The organism is Lactobacillus agrestimuris (genome assembly GCF_943193025.1).
Taxonomy (GTDB): Bacteria; Bacillota; Bacilli; order Lactobacillales; family Lactobacillaceae; genus Lactobacillus; species Lactobacillus agrestimuris.
The window spans coordinates 72,238-92,316 of the sequence record NZ_CALPCQ010000003.1 but is presented as its reverse complement, the minus strand read 5'-3'; the positions used below and the strand labels follow the sequence as shown (position 1 = coordinate 92,316).

Genomic DNA, 20,079 nt, shown 5'->3' with positions numbered 1-20,079 from the left:
AGGAGCAACATGTTGTAGATTTTTAGTTACAAGCCCAACTGTAAGAGTGCCATCTTTACTTAAAATTCATCTGCTTAATTTTAGATAAATACTTTTCTCGACGCACTAATTTAGAATTACTAATACCTCCGAAATTATACCAATGCCTATCCTTCATTCCTAATTGTTTTAGCGTTTTATCAATAAATATTTTCTTTATCCCATTACCTAAAAATAGACGCACATAAAATGTAGGAGAAGTAGAAGTCGTAAAGACATAAGTATGTTTAATATTGGTCAATTCACCATAAATACCAGTTTTTGTAACCGTATGAGATAAGCCCTTCCCCTCTTTCATTACTTTATCAATAAACCCTTTTAACATCCCAGGAATAGAATTCCACCAAAGCGGCGTAACAAAAATTACTCCTGTGGCTTGACGAAAGAGCGTTAAATATCTCGTAACTTGAGGATCTACTGTTTCACCAGCATGATATAACTTTAATTCCTGTGCGCTATATACAGGATCAAAATTTTCTTTATATAAGTCAATTATTTTAAATTTTTGATGATGACGGTTTAGGTTATTTACTATAGTTTCTAAAATTGCATGGTTAAAACTTTTATCATATGGATGACAATAAACAATTAAATAGTTACTCATTCGAATTACCTCTTCCCACAAATTCTTTTAATGTTCTTTTTACTAAATTAGCATCATAGTTAGTAACATTATTATTTATTAAATAAGCATAACCTTGAATAAATGACCATATCTGAAGAAATAGTTCTTGCTCACGAGATGGATCTATTTCTTTAATAAGTGACTTAACTTTTTCTAAAAATTGAAACTGCGAAGTTCCTTGATTCGAATAAACAAAATTAATTGCTGGATTAAAAAATAAAAAATCCATTCTTTGCGGATGAAGTTTAATTTCTCTACAAAACTTATCTGCAATTTGTAAAAGTTGCGTCTCTGCCGAATCTGTATCATTCAAATTTACTGATTGAATAAAATCTTTAGATAATTGTTGAGCAGTTTGTTGAAATAGATCTTCTTTACTTAAAAAATGTTTGTAAAAAGCTCCAGTAGTTAAATTTAATGACTTGGTTAATTTTCTCAATGATAAAGTTTTATAACCCTCATCATCTATTACTGCAATAGTTTGTTGAATTATTTTATCTTCCGTTTTCATTTTCATTTTCCTCCGATAACAGTGTTACCTTTATTATTATGATAACACTGTTATCTAAAATGATAAAGTTTTTTTTAATAGCTAAAAGACTCTAAAACTCCTATATTAATATTAAAAAAAGGTCTACAATAAAACACAGTATAAAAAAGGAGAATTTATGTCTGTATTTACTTCATTTTCAACTGAAATAGATTGGTTCTGTCGTCTTTTAATTGCAGCCCTTTGTGGTGGTGCAATCGGTTATGAAAGAGCTACGCAACGTAAAAGTGCTGGGATGCGTACCCACATGGTAGTTGCTGTAGCTGCTGCTTTATTTATGTTAGTTTCCAAATATGGTTTCTTTGATATTTTAAACCTACATAATGTCGCACTTGATCCATCAAGAATTGCTGCTCAAATCGTTACTGGTATTTCCTTTATTGGTGCTGGTACAATTTTAGTTCGTAAGGAACAAGTCTCTGGATTAACTACAGCCGCCGGTGTTTGGGCAACTGCCGCTATTGGTATGGCAATTGGTGCCGGAATGTACTTTATTGGTATCATCTGTACAGTTTTACTTTTCTTAATTCAAATTCTTTTCCACGACGATTCCTTTATTAATTTCATCATTTTACATGTTCGTTTTAATGCGAATATTGATGCCAATAACACGCCAAATATTCTTCAAGATGTAAAGAAAGATTTAGAAGAAAACGAAGTTGAACAAATTAGTATGAAGATCTTAGATGTTTCATCTGACCATATTCTGATTAATGTAGATGGTGTAATAAAAAATCGTAAAGATGAAAATGACATTATTATGTCACTTGAAAAGAATCAAGATATTCATCGCGTTCTTCATAATCGTGGAGGAATGTAAAAATTATTTTTATCACTAAACAAAAAACTAGGTAAATTGCCTAGTTTTTTCTTATCTTATTAATATTGGTGGATCTTTTTATTCAAAACTGATTTTATTTGACCTACATAACAAATAATACCAATTATTAGCCAGCCTAGTGTTATTAGAAAACTGAGTTCTAAATTACTGCTCTTTAATTTTATAAAATTAACCAACTCATAAAATGGAAATATATAGCTAATCACTTTTAACCATTCAGGATAATCAGAAACAAGTACCAGCACTCCGGATACAATTGTAATAATAGAAATTAACCAATTTGAAAAATAGTACGGATTTTTCATCTGCCATGACATTCCCCAACTAGTAAATCCTAGTACACATCCATATATACACGCCAGTGGTAACATTAATAAACATCTTAAAAATAGATCAAAAGGTAATCCCACCGCAAGTAATAATATTAAATTAATAATACCTAAAAGTATTCCTGCAATCAGCGAAGTTAATGTTTTAGTTTTCCAATAATAAAAGCTATATGGCCTTTTAGCAATTAATTCAATATCTATGCCTAAATTTGCATCTGTAATTAACAATTGTGACATCGACTGTACCGACAAAGCAGCACTATCAATTACTACAGAAGCTGCAGCCACGTACCAATTAAATCGATTAGTGTATTGTAAATCTATTAAAACTAATAGTAACAAATTAATAATTGGTAAAAGTAAAAAATACACAAATCTAGTTTTCCAATTAGCCAAAAATGAAAGTGAAGAAAATTGTGTCGCCATCAGATTATCTTTAAACTTCCTTTCTTTCTAGCTAAATCATTAATCCTTGTCACCGCAATCAGAATTAATAAAATCCATAATATTAAGCTAACAACATATGCAAGAATGTTAATTGAAGTATTCGGATAAAGTAATACCTTAATCGGCATTGTTAACGGTAGAAAATACTGTGAGATGTTCATTAACGGTAGCGAAAATTTTTCATTACCAAATACCCCTGCTAACAACAAGATTGGAATATTAATCAGTGCTTCATAAACCAGTGCATTAGGCGTTAGAGTAAAAAAGGCAGCAATCAAAATATCCATTGTGGCTGCAGCTACCCAAAGTAAAATGACCATTAGTATAAACTTAAAATCAATTTTTCCAATTGAAACCGAGAACACTTTCGCTAAACCAAATGCGAGCGGAAAAGCTAAAAGCCCATAGCTTGATGCCGGTAATAACAATGCTACTAAAGATCCACGTTCATCATATCGAGTATTTATAATGTATGGCAAAGTTCCTTGAAATCTTTGATAACCAATACTTCCTGCTGCAGTAGTACAAGACGCCCATAATCCAAAAACTGCGCTCCGTATCCATACCATCGGATCATTTAAACCATGATTAGCATATGCGATCGTGTACTGTAAGATAAAAATACTTACAGTACTTGTGATAGTCAGCCAGAAAAAATATTGATTTGATACATATAGTTTAAATTGGAACCAAAATAATCTTAAAAATCTCATTAATTATCTCCGTAATTTTGGTGCCAAGGCTAGATATGACTCTTCTAAAGTCGCTGGACGATCTATTCGTTTAACATTGGACATTTCAATAATTTCCTCAACAGTTCCTTTAGCATGAATTTTACCTGCACCAAGTAAAATTATTTGATTTGCTAATGCCTCAACTTCTGACATCATATGACTAGTTAGCAAAATACTAATATTATTTTGAGCTAAATTTTTAACAACTTTTCGAATATTTGTCGCAATTTCAACATCTAGGCCATCAGTTGGTTCGTCCAATAATATTAGTTTTGGATTACCTAACAATGCACGTGCAATATGCATTCTTTGTTTCATCCCTTTTGAAAAGAATTGTACTTTTTTATTCATGTCAGAAGTTAAGTTAACTAAATCAAGGACTCGTTCAATCTCCTTTTTTTGTTTACGATATGGAATCTTTGCCAAATCGGCAAAAAAGGACAGATTCTGTTTTGCTGTTGCTCGACCATAAAAGCCTAAATCTCCACCAAATGAAACCCCGATATTATCACGAGAACGACTTTTAATAATGTCTTGACCATCAACAATAACTGAACCTGATGTTGGTAATAAGTAACCTCCGATAATCGATACAATAGTTGTTTTCCCTGCACCATTTGGACCTAGCAATGCAACTATTTCTCCCTGTTTAATATCGAATGATATGTCATCAAGAGCGACAAATTCTTTACCATTATCGTTATATACTTTTCTTAAATTTTTAATAGATAGATATTCTGTCATTAATACCTCTCTTATGATTCTAATTTAAATGATTTGTCTAAAATTAATTGAGCCTCTTTAGCAGCCTCTTTTTTCATTCCAAGTTTCATATAATTTCCAATTAACATTTCCCTAGATGCTTTAACACCATCATAATTTCCAATTTTTATGTGTTCGTTAACTGACTGCTTAGAAGTAATTACAGCATTTTTATAATCTTTTAACAAAAATTGTGTATAGGCTAATGTACTATATGCTTCAGCAATATATCCTTTAGAATATTTTTTAACATGATTTAAATTTTTTATTGCAATAGTGTTAGTAGATTTAAGGTTATTTTTCTGAATTTCTAATTGAACAAGATTAATAGCGACTTGTCCCTTATATCTTTCAGCTTGACTTCTCATTGTATCATCGGTACAAAAAGTCAAATAATTCTGTATGCGATCGGTTGCATTAATTAACATAGTTTTAGCAGATATCCAAGAAAAATCACTTTGTTCCATAACAATTGCTAATCCCAACATATTATCATATAAAGCCATGTACATCTCTTTATCTTTAGATTTAGGAATTTGCTCTGTTAACAGAATATTCAATAATCTTTGTGCATCTGAAAATTCAGTAAATCTTTTCAATTTAGTAATTATTAATCGATGATAGCCGGTTATTACATGATTTATATCTTTTTCAGAATTTGCTCTGCTAATTGCCTGTAAAAAGAAATCATATGACAATTTTGATCCTTTGCTGGCACACACTGTACCACTATAAATTTCTGCTGTATAAGATCCAAAATTTAAGATTTCATTCTTTCGCTTGCATACTACATCAAATATTGTATCAATATCTCCTGTAATTAGCGCACATGCATCCATAATGTATGGAAGTAATTTTATATCTGCATTGATCATATCCGATCTCAGTTCATCAGAAGTAGGAAGTTCTAAGTTTAACTTTTTAATATTCCATTCCGTATATTCTCTTGCACTTACTATATATCTAACACCTAAATCATTTAAAAAGAAGGGACTTCCAGAAGATCTGTTCTCTGTAGAAATCCCTTCTAATAAACTCTGTGATATAGTAAGCCGTTCGAGAAAAGTTGAATCTAATTTTTTGTTAATATCTTGAATTGATAAAATCGCATTAATAAATTCTTTTAAATACATTTTCTCTCCTAAGCTTAAGACATCACTAACCGTGATTCCATCCTTGCATTGGTCCTACAAGCATAACTTGAGCATCTTCCATTTTTGAAGTTGCTTCATCAATAATCTTTTCTAAAGACATATTATCCCCTCCTTACTTTTATTTTTATTTAATTTTATTATTTAAAGTTAAATAAGTCAATATATTTTTTATAATTTATTAATTTTTTACTCATGTTATACAAAATATCAAAAATCAGTGAATGTTATTACCACTAAAAATACTCCATACAAATACTTTTTATAATATTTTTTTTTAAAAGTTATTTTTACTTAATGAAAGATTTCAATAGCGCTTAACTGATTTTTATGAATTTGATTGATATTTCGATCATTATGTCTATCATTCTTTGAACTCCAATAAAAATATAAGGTGTTTACTTATCATAAAATTTTTAGGAAGTAATTCTGTATAAAGGCATCCACATCAATATTATGGGCAAACAATATTTCAAATAAACTATCTGCGGAAATACCTTCCAATCCGCGTTCGATTTTAGAATAATGACCTTTAGTAATTATTCCTTGAATCATCTCATCTTGCGTTAAACCCAAACGATTTCGCTGCTTTTTCAGTGCTTCTCCAATCTTCATACTTATTTCACTTCCATCCAATTATTATCATTAACTATAACAAAAAAAGATCCCTATCAGGATCTTTCTTATCTTATTAATCTAAGCCACAATTCTTAAAGATTTCATCCACATGACGCAAATGGTAATGATAATCAAAAGCATCATTCAAATCATCTTCAGAAAGGTAGTCCATAACTTCACTGTTTTCAATCAACTTTCTAAATGAAGTTTGTTCATCCCAAGCCTTGTTAGCGTATTTTTGTACCATATCATAAGCTTTTTCACGAGAAAGACCGGCTTCATCGATCAACTTAAGAAGCAATCTTTGTGAATAGATCAAGCCGTATGTACGGTCCATGTTCTTAAGCATGGTTTCTGGGAACACATCGAGGTTAGTCAAGATGCGGTTGAAACGATTAAGCATGTAATCAATCCCAATAGTCGAATCCGGTAAAATCACACGTTCAGCACTTGAGTGAGAAATATCACGCTCATGCCATAAACTTACATCTTCATATGCGGTCACAATTTGACCGCGAAGTACACGCGCCATACCACAAAGATTTTCTGAACCAATTGGATTGTGCTTGTGAGGCATTGCAGAAGAACCCTTTTGACCTTTACGGAAATGTTCTTCAACTTCATGAATTTCACTTCTTTGAAGGCCACGAATTTCAGTTGCCCAGTTTTCAATACTTGTTGCGATTAATGCGATTGTAGCAATATATTCGGCGTGCAGATCGCGTGGTAAAACTTGACTCGTAATTGGTTGCTGGTTAAGACCAAGTTGCTTCATTACACTTGCTTCAACTTCAAGTGGGACATTAGCAAAAGTACCAACCGCACCTGAAATCTTACCTGATTCAACACCTGCCGCTGCGTGTTCAAATCTTTCAATGTCACGGTTAATTTCAGCGTACCAACGAGCAAGCTTCAAACCAAAAGTAGTAGGTTCTGCTTGAACGCCGTGAGTACGACCCATTTCAACAGTGTACTTGTACTTCTTAGCCTTTTCAGCAATGGTTTCTTTCAAAGCTGCTAAATCTTTACGAATAATTTCATCAGCCTGCTTCAAGATATAACCTTGTGCAGTATCAACTACATCAGTAGAAGTAAGTCCGAAGTGAACCCACTTCTTTTCATCGCCTAAACTTTCAGAAACAGTACGGGTGAAAGCAACCACATCATGGTGAGTGATAGCTTCAAGTTCTGAAACACGTTCAACAGTAAATGATGCATTTTTAGCAATCTTTTCGGCATCTTCTTTTGGCACTTCGCCAAGTTCTGCCCAAGCATTAGTAGCAGCAACTTCTACATCAAGCCATGCCTGGTATTTATTTTGTAAGGACCAAATTTTGCCCATTTCTGGGCGAGTATAACGTTCTAACATAATTACATTTCCCAAGGATTTCTCAAAACGATAGTTTGTTCACGGTCAGGACCAACAGAAACAGTTACTAATGGTAAACCTGTGACTTCTTCAATTTTAGCTAAGAACTTCTTAGCATTTTCTGGTAAGTCTTCATACTTTTTAACTTGAGTAATATCTTCATCCCATGCTGGAAGTTCTTCATATACGGGCTTGCAACGGTAAAGTTCCTTTAAACTAGCTGGGTAATAATCAATCTTTTTACCATCCAATTCATAAGCAGTCGCAATCTTAACTGTGTCAAAACCTGAGAAAATATCAAGTAGATTCAAGCTCAAGCCGTTAATTCCAGCTGCTCGCTTAGCGTGACGAAGAGCAACTGAGTCAAACCAACCCACACGACGTGGACGACCGGTAACAGTACCATATTCATGAGCAGTTTCACGAATTCTATCACCAGTTTCATCAAGAAGTTCAGTTGGAAATGGGCCTTCACCAACACGAGTAGTGTAAGCTTTGCAGACGCCAATGACAGTGTTCAAGCGGTTAGCACCAATAGCAATACCTGAAGCAATACCACCTGAGATAGTGTTTGATGAGGTTACATATGGGTAAGTTCCTTCATCGATATCAAGCATGATACCTTGTGCACCTTCGAAGAGCACCTTTTCATCGTTATCAAGGGCATCATTTACAAGAACAGAAGTATCAGTAACGTACTTCTTCATCTTTTGACCGTATTCATAGTACTTGTCAAAAATATCTTCAAACTTAAGTGCAGGTTTACCGTAAACCTTAGTAAATAATTCGTTCTTTTCCTTTAAGTTTGCACGAAGTTTTTCTTCGAAAGTATCTTTTTCTAAAAGATCACAAACGCGGATACCAACTCTTGAAGCTTTATCCATGTAAGTTGGTCCAATACCATTCTTAGTAGTACCAATCTTGTTAGCACCTTTTGCTTCTTCTTGGTATTCATCTTGCTTGATGTGGTATGGCATGATGATGTGAGCACGGTTTGAAATTCTAAGCTTACTGATGTCGATACCATTTTTTTCAAGGTTATCAAGTTCTTCAAACATTACTTCTGGGTTGATAACTACACCGTTGCCGATTACTGCACCCTTGGAAGCTGCGAAGATTCCTGATGGAATAAGACGCATTTTGAAGTCTTTTCCATCAATTTCAATTGTATGTCCTGCGTTGTTACCACCATTAGAGCGAACTGCCATAGTAGCATCTTTACTTAAGAAGTCAGTAATTTTACCCTTTCCTTCGTCTCCCCATTGGCTACCTACAACTGCAACTGCTGTCATTTCAAATTCTCCTCACGAAATAGCTTTAATAAGCTTAAAAATTTTTCTTAATTATTTATCACGTGTGCTATTCTAGCAATTTGCAGGTTAACAGTCAACTAAAAATACGAATTATTTTATTTTTATCTTTATTTATAGTTCGATTTTATTTCTTAACCCAAAAATTTATCCTCATGGTTAAAGACTTTCACTATCAACGAATTCGGAAACCGAACATTTCCTAGATATACTAGCTAACATAGAATGCATAATTTGTCATATCGTTGATATTGTCAGTTACGAAGAAGCTCCAGTTAAAAATGTTACTATTAATTACATAATCTTTAAAAGTTATAAACATATATAGTCTAAATTATAATTTTTCGATAAAATAATATAGGCTCATTTCTGTAGGGTAGACAGAGATGGGTCTTTATTTTTAATTTTTTCTAGCATTTATACTGGCTTATGTGCTATACTATTGTGGTTGATTGATATGCGCCCTTAGCGCAACTGGATAGAGTGTCTGACTACGAATCAGAAGGTTGAAGGTTCAAATCCTTCAGGGCGCATCATAATCACGGGAAGTGGCTCAGTTTGGTAGAGCACCTGGTTTGGGACCAGGGGGTCGCAGGTTCGAATCCTGTCTTCCCGATAATTTTTAAAGCAAGTACGAAAAAAGTACTTGCTTTTTTATTTTTTATTTACTAAAATAATAAGCAACAAATTAAAAAGCGATGAGAAAGACGAGTAAATAAATTAAGACTTTCAGTGAATTAGCGATAGTGAGAAGCTAGTAGCCCCTGATTTATTGAAAAACACTTTCGAGCATGCAGGCCGAACTAACAATTCTTAAAGTAAGCCTAGCCGTCCCCGGTACGTTATCTCGCCGGTAGAATATGATTGTATTCTATTGAGTTGGTCTAGCAATAGACAATTTGGGTGGTACCGCGGAAAAAGCCTTTCGTCCCTTACATTACTGGGAGACGAAGGGCTTTTTCTTTCCTCCAAATATTTTTAAGGAGAATTTTAATTATGGATTTAATTTTACCAAAAGACTACCACCCTACTTTAACTATTAGAGATACTGAAGCTGCAATTGTTTTAATTAGAGAAACTTTCCAAGACCGCCTCGCTGAAGGCTTGGGAATTCAAAGAATGTCAGCTCCCATGTTCGTTGAAAAAGATACTGGTTTAAACGACAACTTGAATGGTGTTGAAAGACCAGTTGCGTTTGATATGAAAGCAATTCCTGGTGACACAATTGAAGTTGTTCACTCACTTGCTAAGTGGAAACGTCTTGCCCTTAAGAAGTACGGTTTTGGTATGCACCAAGGACTTTACACTAACATGAACGCCATTCGCCGTGATGAAGATCTTGATAACTTCCACTCAATCTACGTTGATCAATGGGACTGGGAAAAGGTTATTTCTAAATCTGAAAGAAACTTGGATACTTTGGAAGTAACTGTTAACCAAATTTTCAAGGCAATTAAAGAAACTGAAAAAGAAGTTGCTGCTCGCTATCCAAGTTCAACTTATCGTCTCGCCGACCATGTTTCATTCATTACAACTCAAGAACTTGAAGATCGTTGGCCTGACCTTTCTCCAGAAGAACGTGAAGATAAGATTGCTCAAGAAGAAAAGGCCGTCTTCATTATGAAGATCGGTGACAAGTTGAAGCGTAGCGGTAAGCCACACGATGGCCGTGCACCTGACTACGATGACTGGGGATTGAACGGCGACCTTATATTCTGGTATGAACCACTTCAAAGAAAACTTGAAATCTCTTCAATGGGTATCCGTGTTAGCGAAGAAAGCATGCGTGAACAGCTCAAGAAGGCTGGTTGCGAAGACCGTGCTAGTTTGCCATTCCACAAGATGATCTTAAACGGTGAACTTCCATACTCAATCGGTGGTGGTATTGGTCAATCACGTCTATGTATGCTTTTACTTGGTAAGGCACATATTGGTGAAGTTCAAGCAAGTATTTGGCCTGAAGACATGCTTAAGAAGTGTGAAGAAGATCATATGCAAATTTTATAAAAATTCTAAAGAAGCCCCAGTCGGCTTCTTTTTTTCTTGTCTTTAACTTAGAAATTAAGTAAAATTATGAAAAATTGAATGTGAGGATAAAGAAATGACAGATATGTTAATAACTACAACTGAAAATATTCCTGGTAAAAATTATGAAATTCTTGGTGAAGTTTTCGGTGTAACAACTCAATCACGTAACGCCGTAAGTGACCTCGGTGCTGGACTTAAGAGCCTTGTTGGTGGCGAAATCAAAGGTTACACTAAGATGCTTCGTAATTCTCGCCGTGAGGCTTTGGCACGTTTACGTGATGAGGCTGCCGATCTTGGAGCAGACGCAATTGTAATGATGCGTTTTGATTCAGGTTCAATTGCTGGTGATATGCAATCAATCGTAGCGTATGGTACAGCAGTAAAATTTGTTGACTAATTGAAAAGGCAATCCGGATGGATCGCCTTTTTTTCTTGAGATTTTTGTAGTTTTATTAGTCTCATTATTACCTTAAAATATCATTTTGCAAATTTATCTATACTAATCTGAACTATTTTTCAATAAAAAAGAGGGATTTGCATCCCTCCTGATGAATTATTAATTTTTAATTATTCTTACGTTCTCTTCTAGAAATCCAAGCCATCACTGCTGGCAAAATTACAAATCCAAAGATCATCATGGCAATCGCATACCAGTTAAGTCCAACAAATTGACCTTGCGCATTCATAATTCCAAATTGTGCCTTCCAGTTATATTCCACAAGTAAGAAGACAACAATCGCTACAGAAAGAACTGGAATAACAATATCAGTCCAAATATTCTTATTAGCTGGTAAAACTTCTTCTTTACTCTTACCGCGATAGAATTGAATGACAGCAAGTGGTACAACAATGAATCCTAAGAAACGAACCATTGCACTCAAGGTAATCAGGTTAACCATATTGTATCTAAATGCCATCGGAATCAAAACTGCCAAAATTACTGAGATGAAGAAAGTTCTAATTGGGAAATTATTTTTAGTTCTCTTAGTAAGAGATTCTGACAATTGATTTTCACGAGCCATTGCTTCAAGAATTCTTGGAGCGTTAAAGCTGGATGCAACGTTGATCCCAAACATTGAAACAAGGGCACCAACTAAGATAATGTCACGCAAGATTTCATTTTGGAAAATTGCAGAAATTGCCACAACTTGCTTAGTAGTAATCAATGCCTTAGGATTAAGCATCATGGCAACTGCTACAACACCAATATATACAAGGGCAATAACCAAAATTGCAAGTGGAATTGCACGAGGCAAGTTCTTTTCAGGATTTTTCATATCTTCTGAACCTGAAGCAACTGATTCAAATCCAGTAAAGGCATAAAAGGCTGAAACAATCGCCATAACAAAACCAGTAGTGGTTAAAGTTGGAACGATCTTTTGACCATTAACTGCGATCTTATCGACATCATTTAAGTTGCTAGATGCACCAGTGGTGATCAAAAGCACAACTCCGGCTATAATAATCAAAACTAAAGCAGCAAGCTTACCAACTGTGGCTAAGTTCATCACCCATTTCAACACTTTTTGACCAAAAAGGTTAATGATCGTAATTACAGCCATCAAGATAATAAAACCGATAGTTACAGCCCAAAAGCTTTCAGAGTTTCCACCAAAAATAGAAATAGTTGATCTGATAACGCCGACTGCCATTACTCCCCATGCAACACTAGCAGAGAAGTAACGGACGATTCCCATATAGAATCCAACTTTATCACCAAATGCGGCCTTTGAATATGCATAAGCCGCACCGGATTTAGTTACATATTTTGCTGCTGCAGCAAATGAAATGGCTAAAACTGCCGCAAAAATCGCTGCAATGAAATATACAATTAAGGCTTTTGAACCTGCTTGTTGAACAACACTACCTGGAGTTAAAAAGATTCCTGATCCAATGATAGCGTTAATTGCAAGAAGCACGATCGACCAAAAACCTAATTTGTCGCTTTCTTTATTATTCATTCTTGTTTCCTATCTAATTATTAGCTTCATCAATAACCCACTTAAAGAGATTATTCATAAAGTCGACATTCTTATTACGATGAAGCATTTCTGGATGCCATTGTACCCCCAGAACAGTACCTTCCTTGTTTTCAATTCCTTCTGGCACACCATCTGGAGCAGTTGCAACTTCAATTAAATCAGGCGCAACTGCCTTCACAATTTGGTGGTGGAAAGAGTTAACAAGAAATTCTGTCTTACCCAATACTTCAGCAAGCTTACTACCTTCAACAACCTTCATTCCATGAGTTGGAAGGCTTGGAGTATGACCTTGCATATGCTTCAATGTATGTTCTGATCTGTAAGAAAGATCTTGATATAACTTACCGCCATGTGCAACATTAATGATTTGCATCCCGCGACAGATACCAAGTACCGGAATACCTTTTTCTTCAGCTAATTTAAGCAGACGCATATCGAAATGGTCACGTGCTGGCCAAGTTGCACCAATCTTTTGTTCAGGTTCTTCACCATAGAGATGAGGATCAACATCATGACCGCCTGACAAGATCAAACCATTCACGTGTTCGAGTTGCATTTTAATTACTTCATCATCTTCAGTAAATGGAATAATAAATGGTACTCCGCCGTTTTGAACAACTGAGTCAACATAATCTTCGTTTACGTAACTGCGGTGGTAACCAGGGAAAATACCGCCATCATCGATAATTTCGGAACCGGAAATTCCAATAATTGGTTTAGTCATTTCAATCTCTCCTTTACTTACTTTTTGTTCACATAACATTATAAATAAATTAACCGTGATTGTACATAAAAATAATTTTAAGCTGGGTTAACTTGGGTGTATACAAAAACAACGTAGGTTTTTCCCACGTTGCTTAATTATTTTCTTAGATTTAAATATCTCCTGTTAAAAGCAAAGATTGTCACTAACATAAAAATTATAACTGGTCCATTTACTATAATTACATCTAAAACATGTGAATTACCAAAATTACTAGTCGCAATTTGTGGACTCATATCTTGCCAAAAGTGTAGTAAAATCCCCCAAATCATTGCATTAGAAATTAACCGCAAGTAACATAGCATCAGTCCTAAATTGAACGCAAAGATCATTTGTCCAATAGTAGAAATTAATGGTTGATGAGTCAAATTGAACAAATGAATCATTGAAAAGAAAAGTGATGAGATACTTGCTGCCCAGAAAATACCGTATTTATTTTTATGCAAAGCGAGCAAAATATCATTAAACAAAATTCCTCTGAAAAGATACTCTTCACAAATAGCTGCGTTTAAAGCGACGATGATAATCCCAATAACCTTGAAAGCTGACATATGAAGCATCTTACTCTTATAAATAAAATCCATAAGTACTATAATCGCAAGAAGGAAAAAGAAAACAATTGTGAGTCCAATTACTTTTCCTTGCTTTAAACGCTTATTAAATACTTTATTGGTTAAAGCAAAATAGTTAGCAAATATACCGAAAAAAACTGTAAAGCCAAAAATAATAAGTAATCTAATAATCTGACTGGTGAAGAGTTTTGCAATAAGCGGATAACCCAGATAACAGATTTGCAAAACAATATCTACAATTAAAAGTTTAATTGCAGACTTAGTAACCTTTTGTTTATTATCAAGATCTACTTCATCGCCCAAGGCTAAGTAATAGTTATTTGATTCCATTCATCCTATCCCTCTATTAAACATGATTAAATTTATAGCTTATTTATTAGATAATATACTATTACAAAATAATCTGCATTAAAAGTGTGTCAAAGTATGAACTCGACACTTCTTCAAAGTTTTCCATTCTATTTCTCTATATTTTAATATTTTTCTGGTCCAAACAAAAACATCGCAAGCCAATACCTGCGATGTTTAATTTATTTATTTCGATATTTAATCACATACGTCAATGCCGCAATAATCAATACTGCTGCACCAACAATTACTGAAACTCTTGTCTCAGGATTAATAAACATGAAAATTACAATGATGGTTAGCATAATCAATGCAAAGTAGTTCGAATATGGGTATAGTGGCAATTTAAATGGATGTTTCTTCATCAAGTCTGAATTGTTTTTTCTAAAGCGAAGTTCTGCTAACAAGATCACAAACCATGCAACCATCCCTGGAAGAACAGATGAACTATACACAATGACAAAGATATTAGACAAGGAATTATTTAAGTATTGCAAAATCACATTGATCATAAAACCAATAAAGATTCCTCCAGTAATTCCCCAGATAGCATGACTTGGAACAATGTGCTTAGATACATACTTGAAGGTCTTAGGTGCTTCACCTTCATGAGCAAGTTTATAGAGCATTCTACTTGATGAATAAATACCAGAATTAGCACCTGAAAGAGCCGCCGTTAAAACAACAAAGTTAATCACAGATGCAGCCGCAGTAATACCAACTTTAGCAAAAGTAGTAACGAATGGTGAGCCTATGCTACCTAACTTATTCCATGGATAGATCGTAACGATAACGAAAATTGCACCTACATAGAAGATTAAGATTCGCCATAAAACTGACTTAACACTCTTAACCACTGCTTCTTGTGGGTTAGCAACTTCCCCAGCGGAAATCCCAATTAACTCAATTCCTTGATAAGATCCAACGATGATTGCCATCGAGAATAAGAATCCTTTAAGTCCGCCGGTAAAAAATCCTCCGTTTTTCCACAAGTTAGAAAAGCCGATTGGATGACCGCCATTACCGAAACCAAACAAAATTACTAAGAATCCCAAAATGATCATCAAGATAATTGTAACTACCTTGACCATTGAGAACCAGAACTCTAGTGTTGCATAGGCCTTAGCACTAACTAAGTTAGCAACTAATAAGAAGGCAATAATAATTACCCCTGCAATCCAGTCCGAGGTGTTCGGCCACCAAAAGCGTAAGTACTCAGTTGTTGCCACAACTTCAGAAATACCTACAACAACGTATTGAAAGACATTAGCCCATTCAGCTAAGTAACCAGCAATTGGGTGAACATGGTTAGATGCATAATCTGCAAATGATCCTGTCCCTGGATCGACGTATAGCATCTCTCCCAAAGCTCTCATAACAATATATAAAATTAATCCAACGAAAATATAAGCAAGTAATACTGAAGGGCCAGTCCACTTAATCGTCGAAGCTGATCCCATAAAGAGTCCAACCCCGATTGCTCCACCAAGAGAAATCATTTCCATTTGGCCAGCAGTCATCGAACGCTTAAGCTCAGGCGCTTTATGCTTCTTACTCATTTCTCACTCTCCCCTTTTTGACAAATAGTAACTATTTGCAAATTGTGTTTAACTTATCCCATTATACCTGATAAATTAAATATTTTCATATTTTTCTAAGAATTTTCTTTATTTGCTTTAGCCTTATCAATCAAGCCGAAAAGTAAGTACAAAATTCCTGCAAAAATTAATGAAATAATAACTGGGATCTTAGTAGCCGGAATAAATAATAAAATTACCAAAATTCCAAGATAGAAGATAATGGTGAGATAACTAGTAAATGGGAATCCCGGCATTTGAAAGTCTGACTTAACTTCCTTATTTTTTCTCCGATATACAAGATGAGCACACATAATCATTAGCCAAACAATAATAAAGTTAATTGTCGACACTGTTGAAACCAGTTCAAAGATACTTGCTGGCATAATATAATTAAGAATGACAACAATTAATAAGATTAAAGATGAGAAAATCAAGGCATTATTAGGAATAGCCTTCTTAGTCAACTTACTCAAGAACTTAGGTGCATGACCATTACGAGCAAGTGAATAAAGCGAACGACTAGTTGAAAAGATACAACTATTGGTTGCAGAAATAGCAGCTGTTAAAACTACAAAGTTCAAAATTCCAGCAGCTCCTAAAACTCCAATTGCACTAAAGACCTGTACGAATGGACTTGAACTTGCCTTCACATGATCCCATGGATAAATAGACATGATCGCAAGCATTGAACCGATATAAAAAAGTCCAATTCTGATTGGCAAAGTATTGATTGCCTTAGGAATATCTTTTTCTGGATTAGCAGTTTCACCAGCAGTTAATCCAACGATTTCAATCCCGACAAAGGCGAAGACTACCATTTGGAATGACATGAAGAAGCCCCAGATTCCCTTAGGGAAAAAGCCTCCATGACTTACCAAGTTAGTTAATGAAACAGTATTTCCATCAACTTTTGAATGAAATAGCAACAAAATTACACCAGTTAAAACCAATGCAACAATGGCGATAACTTTAATCATTGAGAACCATGATTCCAGCTCACCAAAAAGTCCAACATTAACCATATTGATTAACATCAATAAAACAATAATTATTAATGGTCCAACCCATTGTGGTAAATTTGGGAACCAATAGCGCAAGTAGATTCCTGTTGCAGTTAAATCAGCCATTGCTAAACTAAGCCAACACGCCCAGTAAAGCCAGCCAGTCACAAATTCTACTCTTGGTCCAAGATATTTCTTAATTGCATCTAAAAATGAACGGTGACTCTTATCAGCTAAGATCAGCTCACCGAGTGCTCTCATCATAAAGAAAGTAATAATCCCTACGACCAAATAAGATAAGATAATTGCTGGTCCCGCAGCCTTAATCGCTGAACCAGATCCTAAGAATAATCCTGTTCCGATTGCTCCACCGATAGCAATCATTGTCACATGACGACTTTTCAGCTCCCGCTTTAATTTTGGGGTTTCTTTCTCATCCATTAAATCACTCCTAAAAATAGTGTATTTTTCTTATTGTAAGATATAGCAACATAAAAGGTCAATTAGTAAATTTTTTTATTTTTAGTAAATTTTTAACAACAAAAAAAGCGAATAGCTCTTTTCGAGCTACTCGCTTTACTGTATTTTTAACTTTCGTATTAATCTAATTACTTATCTTCTTTTGGAACTTCAACTTCGCCATCAGCAACTTCTACTGGTTCAGTTAAATCTAAGATTGATTCACCGTTCATGTATAAGTGATCCTTATCAGCGGTAAATTCAACCTTCTTAGTATCAGGTTCGCTCATGATAAGTTTAGCAATTGGAGTTTCAAGATCTTGTTCAACAACTCTTCTAAGTGGACGAGCACCGAACTTCTTGTCGTAACCCTTGTTTGCTAAAACTTTCTTAGCATCATCTGATACTACAACTTCTACACCCTTCTTAGCTAAGACGCTTTCCATTCTCTTAAGGTAGATATCAATGATCTTACCCATGTCATCTTCACTTAATGAGTTGAATGGTACGATTGCGTCCAAACGGTTCAAGAATTCAGGTCTGAAGTAGTGTTCAAGAGCTGAGATTAACTTGTCTTGATCAACTTTACCATTTTCAAGTAACTTGTCTGAGAATCCTGCGTTTGAAGTCATGATTAAAATTGTATCCTTGAAGGAAACAGTTCTACCTTGAGCATCAGTCAAACGACCATCATCAAGAATTTGAAGAAGTGCATTAAACACTTGTGGGTTAGCCTTTTCGATTTCGTCAAACAAAATCAAGCTGTATGGTTGGTGACGAACTTTTTCAGTTAATTGACCACCTTCACCATAGCCAACATAACCAGGTGCAGAACCGATTAACTTGTTAACTGCCATTTCGTCTTGGTATTCAGACATATCCAAACGAATGAAGTGATCCTTGTTACCAAAGAGGTTAATAGCAATTTGCTTAGCAAGTTCAGTCTTACCAACACCAGTAGGTCCAGTAAGAAGGAATGAACCTGTTGGTCTATCGCTGTCCTTGAAGACTTGTTTACGAGCAATAGCATCAGTAATTACATCGATTGCCTTGTCTTGGTCAATAACAGCTTCCTTTAACTTCTTAGCAAGGTCTAAGTTCTTCTTAGCTTCGTCAGCGTGAAGTTCACTCATTGGGATATTAGTCTTTTGTTCGATAATCTTGTAAATATCCTTTTCAGTTACCACTGGGGTGTCAGCTTTATCTGCCTTCTTAAGGTCTGCGTGAAGCTTATCTAATTGTTTCTTAATTTCGCCAGCTTTATCAAAGTCTTCATTCTTAGCAGCTTCTTGCTTCTTAGCTTCTAAGGCTTGAATTCTAGTTTCAAGGCTCTTTTCATCAGCTGGTTCAGCAAGTAAAGCCTTCTTAGCACCAGCTTCATCCATTAAGTCAATAGCCTTATCTGGTAAGTAACGACCTTGAATGTATCTTTCTGATAATTCAACAGCGAGCTTAATAGCATCGTCAGTGTATCTTACGTGGTGATATTCTTCGTACTTCTTCTTAAGTCCTTCCAAAATCTTAATAGCAACATCAGTTGTTGGTTCTGGAACTTGAACTGATTGGAATCTACGAGCAAGTGCTGGATCCTTTTCAATTCTTTGGAATTCACTTGTAGTAGTAGCACCAATTAATTTAATTTCACCACTTGCAAGAGCTGGCTTCAAGATGTTAGCAGCATCTCCGTTGTTTGTTTCTGAGTCAGTTGAACCTGCACCTACAATGTTGTGTAATTCATCAATGAATAAAACAATGTTAGGATTCTTCTTTGCTTGGTCAATTACGTCTTTTAACTTCTCTTCGAAGCTACCACGAAGACTTGAACCTGCAACCATATCGTTAATATTAATAGAAATGATGTGCATATCTTGCATCTTTGCTGGAACGTTACCTTCTGCAATTCTTTGTGCTAAGCCTTCTACAATAGAAGTCTTACCAACACCAGCAGGTCCAATTAAAACTGGGTTATTCTTCTTACGTCTTGATAAAATTTCGATGACATTGTCAATTTGTTCATCACGACCAATAACTGGGTCGTATTTATTGTCCTTAGCTTGTTCTACCAAATCGATGCCGATTGGCTTTTCTTTCTTTTGTGTAGGAGCTTGTTGAACAGTTTGTGGAGTAGATCCGTTACTGCTGTAGTAGTATGAAGTACCAGATGGGGTATTTCCAGATCCAAATCCATCATTGAAGAATGAACTGTTCAATTCGTTAAATAAACTATCAAAATCATTGTTAAAGTTTGCCATATTGCAACACTCCCTTACTTTTTTCTAAGTTAGCACTCTAGTTTATTGAGTGCTAACTCGATTACATTTACAATTATAGCAGGTTATCCACAGAGTGCAAGACTTTTTTGAAAGTTTTCCACAATTTCTTTTATTTTTTGTGAATTTAATAAAAACATTTCAAAAAATCCTTATATATCAACGTTTTATTAACTTCACAAATTATAAAGATTTTCTAAAGATAACCAATATCTTGGTACAATTTATTGAATCAATCAAATTTTATCCACAGATATAGCTGTCCGGTTAATCTGCCTATTTCTGTTATACCATGATCAAA

At 34.8% G+C, this 20,079-nt stretch carries 18 protein-coding genes, 2 tRNA genes and 1 other annotated feature; of the genes, 5 read left to right on the top strand and 15 right to left on the bottom strand.

What is annotated here, in order from left to right:
- Positions 1–55: 55 nt before the first annotated feature.
- Both NFR82_RS01620 and NFR82_RS01615 read right to left on the bottom strand, forming a co-directional pair.
- Entirely contained in the window at positions 56–643 is a 588-nt protein-coding gene (locus NFR82_RS01620) for an NAD(P)H-dependent oxidoreductase (protein ID WP_251716408.1), read from the bottom strand.
- Positions 636–1,175: a TetR/AcrR family transcriptional regulator gene (locus tag NFR82_RS01615; protein WP_251716407.1), complete on the bottom strand. Its 540-nt coding sequence runs from the start codon at positions 1,173–1,175 to the stop codon at positions 636–638. Before NFR82_RS01615 ends, NFR82_RS01620 begins: the two co-directional genes overlap by 8 nt.
- 157 nt (positions 1,176–1,332) lie before the next feature.
- Between NFR82_RS01615 and NFR82_RS01610 the strand changes: the two genes are divergently transcribed.
- Complete coding sequence (locus NFR82_RS01610) at positions 1,333–2,034, top strand: MgtC/SapB family protein (protein WP_251716406.1); 702 nt, start codon at positions 1,333–1,335, stop codon at positions 2,032–2,034.
- A gap of 59 nt (positions 2,035–2,093) precedes the next feature.
- On the opposite strand, the gene NFR82_RS01605 is transcribed toward NFR82_RS01610, so the two are convergent.
- From NFR82_RS01605 to NFR82_RS01575, 7 genes are all read right to left on the bottom strand, one after another.
- Positions 2,094–2,810, bottom strand: a complete 717-nt coding sequence (locus NFR82_RS01605) for an ABC transporter permease (RefSeq protein ID WP_251716405.1) — start codon at positions 2,808–2,810, stop codon at positions 2,094–2,096.
- Entirely contained in the window at positions 2,810–3,544 is a 735-nt protein-coding gene (locus NFR82_RS01600; RefSeq protein ID WP_251716404.1) for a multidrug ABC transporter permease, read from the bottom strand. The genes NFR82_RS01605 and NFR82_RS01600 overlap by 1 nt, the downstream gene beginning before the upstream one ends.
- 3 nt (positions 3,545–3,547) lie before the next feature.
- Complete coding sequence (locus NFR82_RS01595; protein ID WP_251716403.1) at positions 3,548–4,309, bottom strand: ABC transporter ATP-binding protein; 762 nt, start codon at positions 4,307–4,309, stop codon at positions 3,548–3,550.
- An 11-nt stretch (positions 4,310–4,320) separates the two neighbouring features.
- Entirely contained in the window at positions 4,321–5,460 is a 1,140-nt protein-coding gene (locus NFR82_RS01590; RefSeq protein ID WP_251716402.1) for a hypothetical protein, read from the bottom strand.
- A 423-nt stretch (positions 5,461–5,883) separates the two neighbouring features.
- On the bottom strand, positions 5,884–6,093 hold the full coding sequence (locus NFR82_RS01585) for a helix-turn-helix domain-containing protein (RefSeq protein ID WP_251716401.1): 210 nt from the start codon (positions 6,091–6,093) through the stop codon (positions 5,884–5,886).
- 76 nt (positions 6,094–6,169) lie between these two features.
- Positions 6,170–7,465 carry an adenylosuccinate lyase gene (purB, locus tag NFR82_RS01580; RefSeq protein WP_251716400.1) on the bottom strand — a complete coding sequence of 432 codons (1,296 nt, stop codon included), beginning with the start codon at positions 7,463–7,465 and terminating at the stop codon, positions 6,170–6,172.
- Positions 7,466–7,467: 2 nt separating this feature from the next.
- Entirely contained in the window at positions 7,468–8,757 is a 1,290-nt protein-coding gene (locus NFR82_RS01575) for an adenylosuccinate synthase (RefSeq protein ID WP_251716399.1), read from the bottom strand.
- Positions 8,758–9,234: 477 nt separating this feature from the next.
- Here NFR82_RS01575 and NFR82_RS01570 point away from each other — a divergent pair.
- The 4 genes from NFR82_RS01570 to NFR82_RS01555 all read left to right on the top strand — a co-directional run bounded on the left by NFR82_RS01570 (position 9,235) and on the right by NFR82_RS01555 (position 11,200).
- Positions 9,235–9,308: transfer RNA gene (locus NFR82_RS01570), tRNA-Arg, on the top strand.
- Positions 9,309–9,317: 9 nt separating this feature from the next.
- A tRNA-Pro gene (locus tag NFR82_RS01565) sits at positions 9,318–9,391 on the top strand.
- A gap of 73 nt (positions 9,392–9,464) precedes the next feature.
- Positions 9,465–9,711: a binding site (T-box leader), on the top strand.
- A 60-nt stretch (positions 9,712–9,771) separates the two neighbouring features.
- A complete protein-coding gene (asnA, locus tag NFR82_RS01560; RefSeq protein WP_251716398.1) occupies positions 9,772–10,782 on the top strand; it encodes an aspartate--ammonia ligase in 1,011 nt (336 codons plus the stop codon).
- A 94-nt stretch (positions 10,783–10,876) separates the two neighbouring features.
- Positions 10,877–11,200, top strand: a complete 324-nt coding sequence (locus NFR82_RS01555) for a heavy metal-binding domain-containing protein (protein ID WP_251716397.1) — start codon at positions 10,877–10,879, stop codon at positions 11,198–11,200.
- Between the two features lie 166 nt (positions 11,201–11,366).
- Here the strand turns inward: NFR82_RS01555 and NFR82_RS01550 are convergent, their stop codons facing one another.
- From NFR82_RS01550 to NFR82_RS01525, 6 genes are all read right to left on the bottom strand, one after another.
- A complete protein-coding gene (locus NFR82_RS01550; protein WP_251716396.1) occupies positions 11,367–12,764 on the bottom strand; it encodes an APC family permease in 1,398 nt (465 codons plus the stop codon).
- 13 nt (positions 12,765–12,777) lie between these two features.
- Entirely contained in the window at positions 12,778–13,509 is a 732-nt protein-coding gene (locus NFR82_RS01545) for a gamma-glutamyl-gamma-aminobutyrate hydrolase family protein (protein ID WP_251716395.1), read from the bottom strand.
- Between the two features lie 137 nt (positions 13,510–13,646).
- Complete coding sequence (locus NFR82_RS01540) at positions 13,647–14,450, bottom strand: CPBP family intramembrane glutamic endopeptidase (RefSeq protein ID WP_251716394.1); 804 nt, start codon at positions 14,448–14,450, stop codon at positions 13,647–13,649.
- Positions 14,451–14,650: 200 nt separating this feature from the next.
- A complete protein-coding gene (locus tag NFR82_RS01535; RefSeq protein ID WP_251716393.1) occupies positions 14,651–16,027 on the bottom strand; it encodes an amino acid permease in 1,377 nt (458 codons plus the stop codon).
- A gap of 95 nt (positions 16,028–16,122) precedes the next feature.
- On the bottom strand, positions 16,123–17,490 hold the full coding sequence (locus NFR82_RS01530; RefSeq protein WP_251716392.1) for an amino acid permease: 1,368 nt from the start codon (positions 17,488–17,490) through the stop codon (positions 16,123–16,125).
- A 167-nt stretch (positions 17,491–17,657) separates the two neighbouring features.
- Entirely contained in the window at positions 17,658–19,760 is a 2,103-nt protein-coding gene (locus tag NFR82_RS01525) for an ATP-dependent Clp protease ATP-binding subunit (protein WP_251716391.1), read from the bottom strand.
- Positions 19,761–20,079 lie beyond the last annotated feature (319 nt).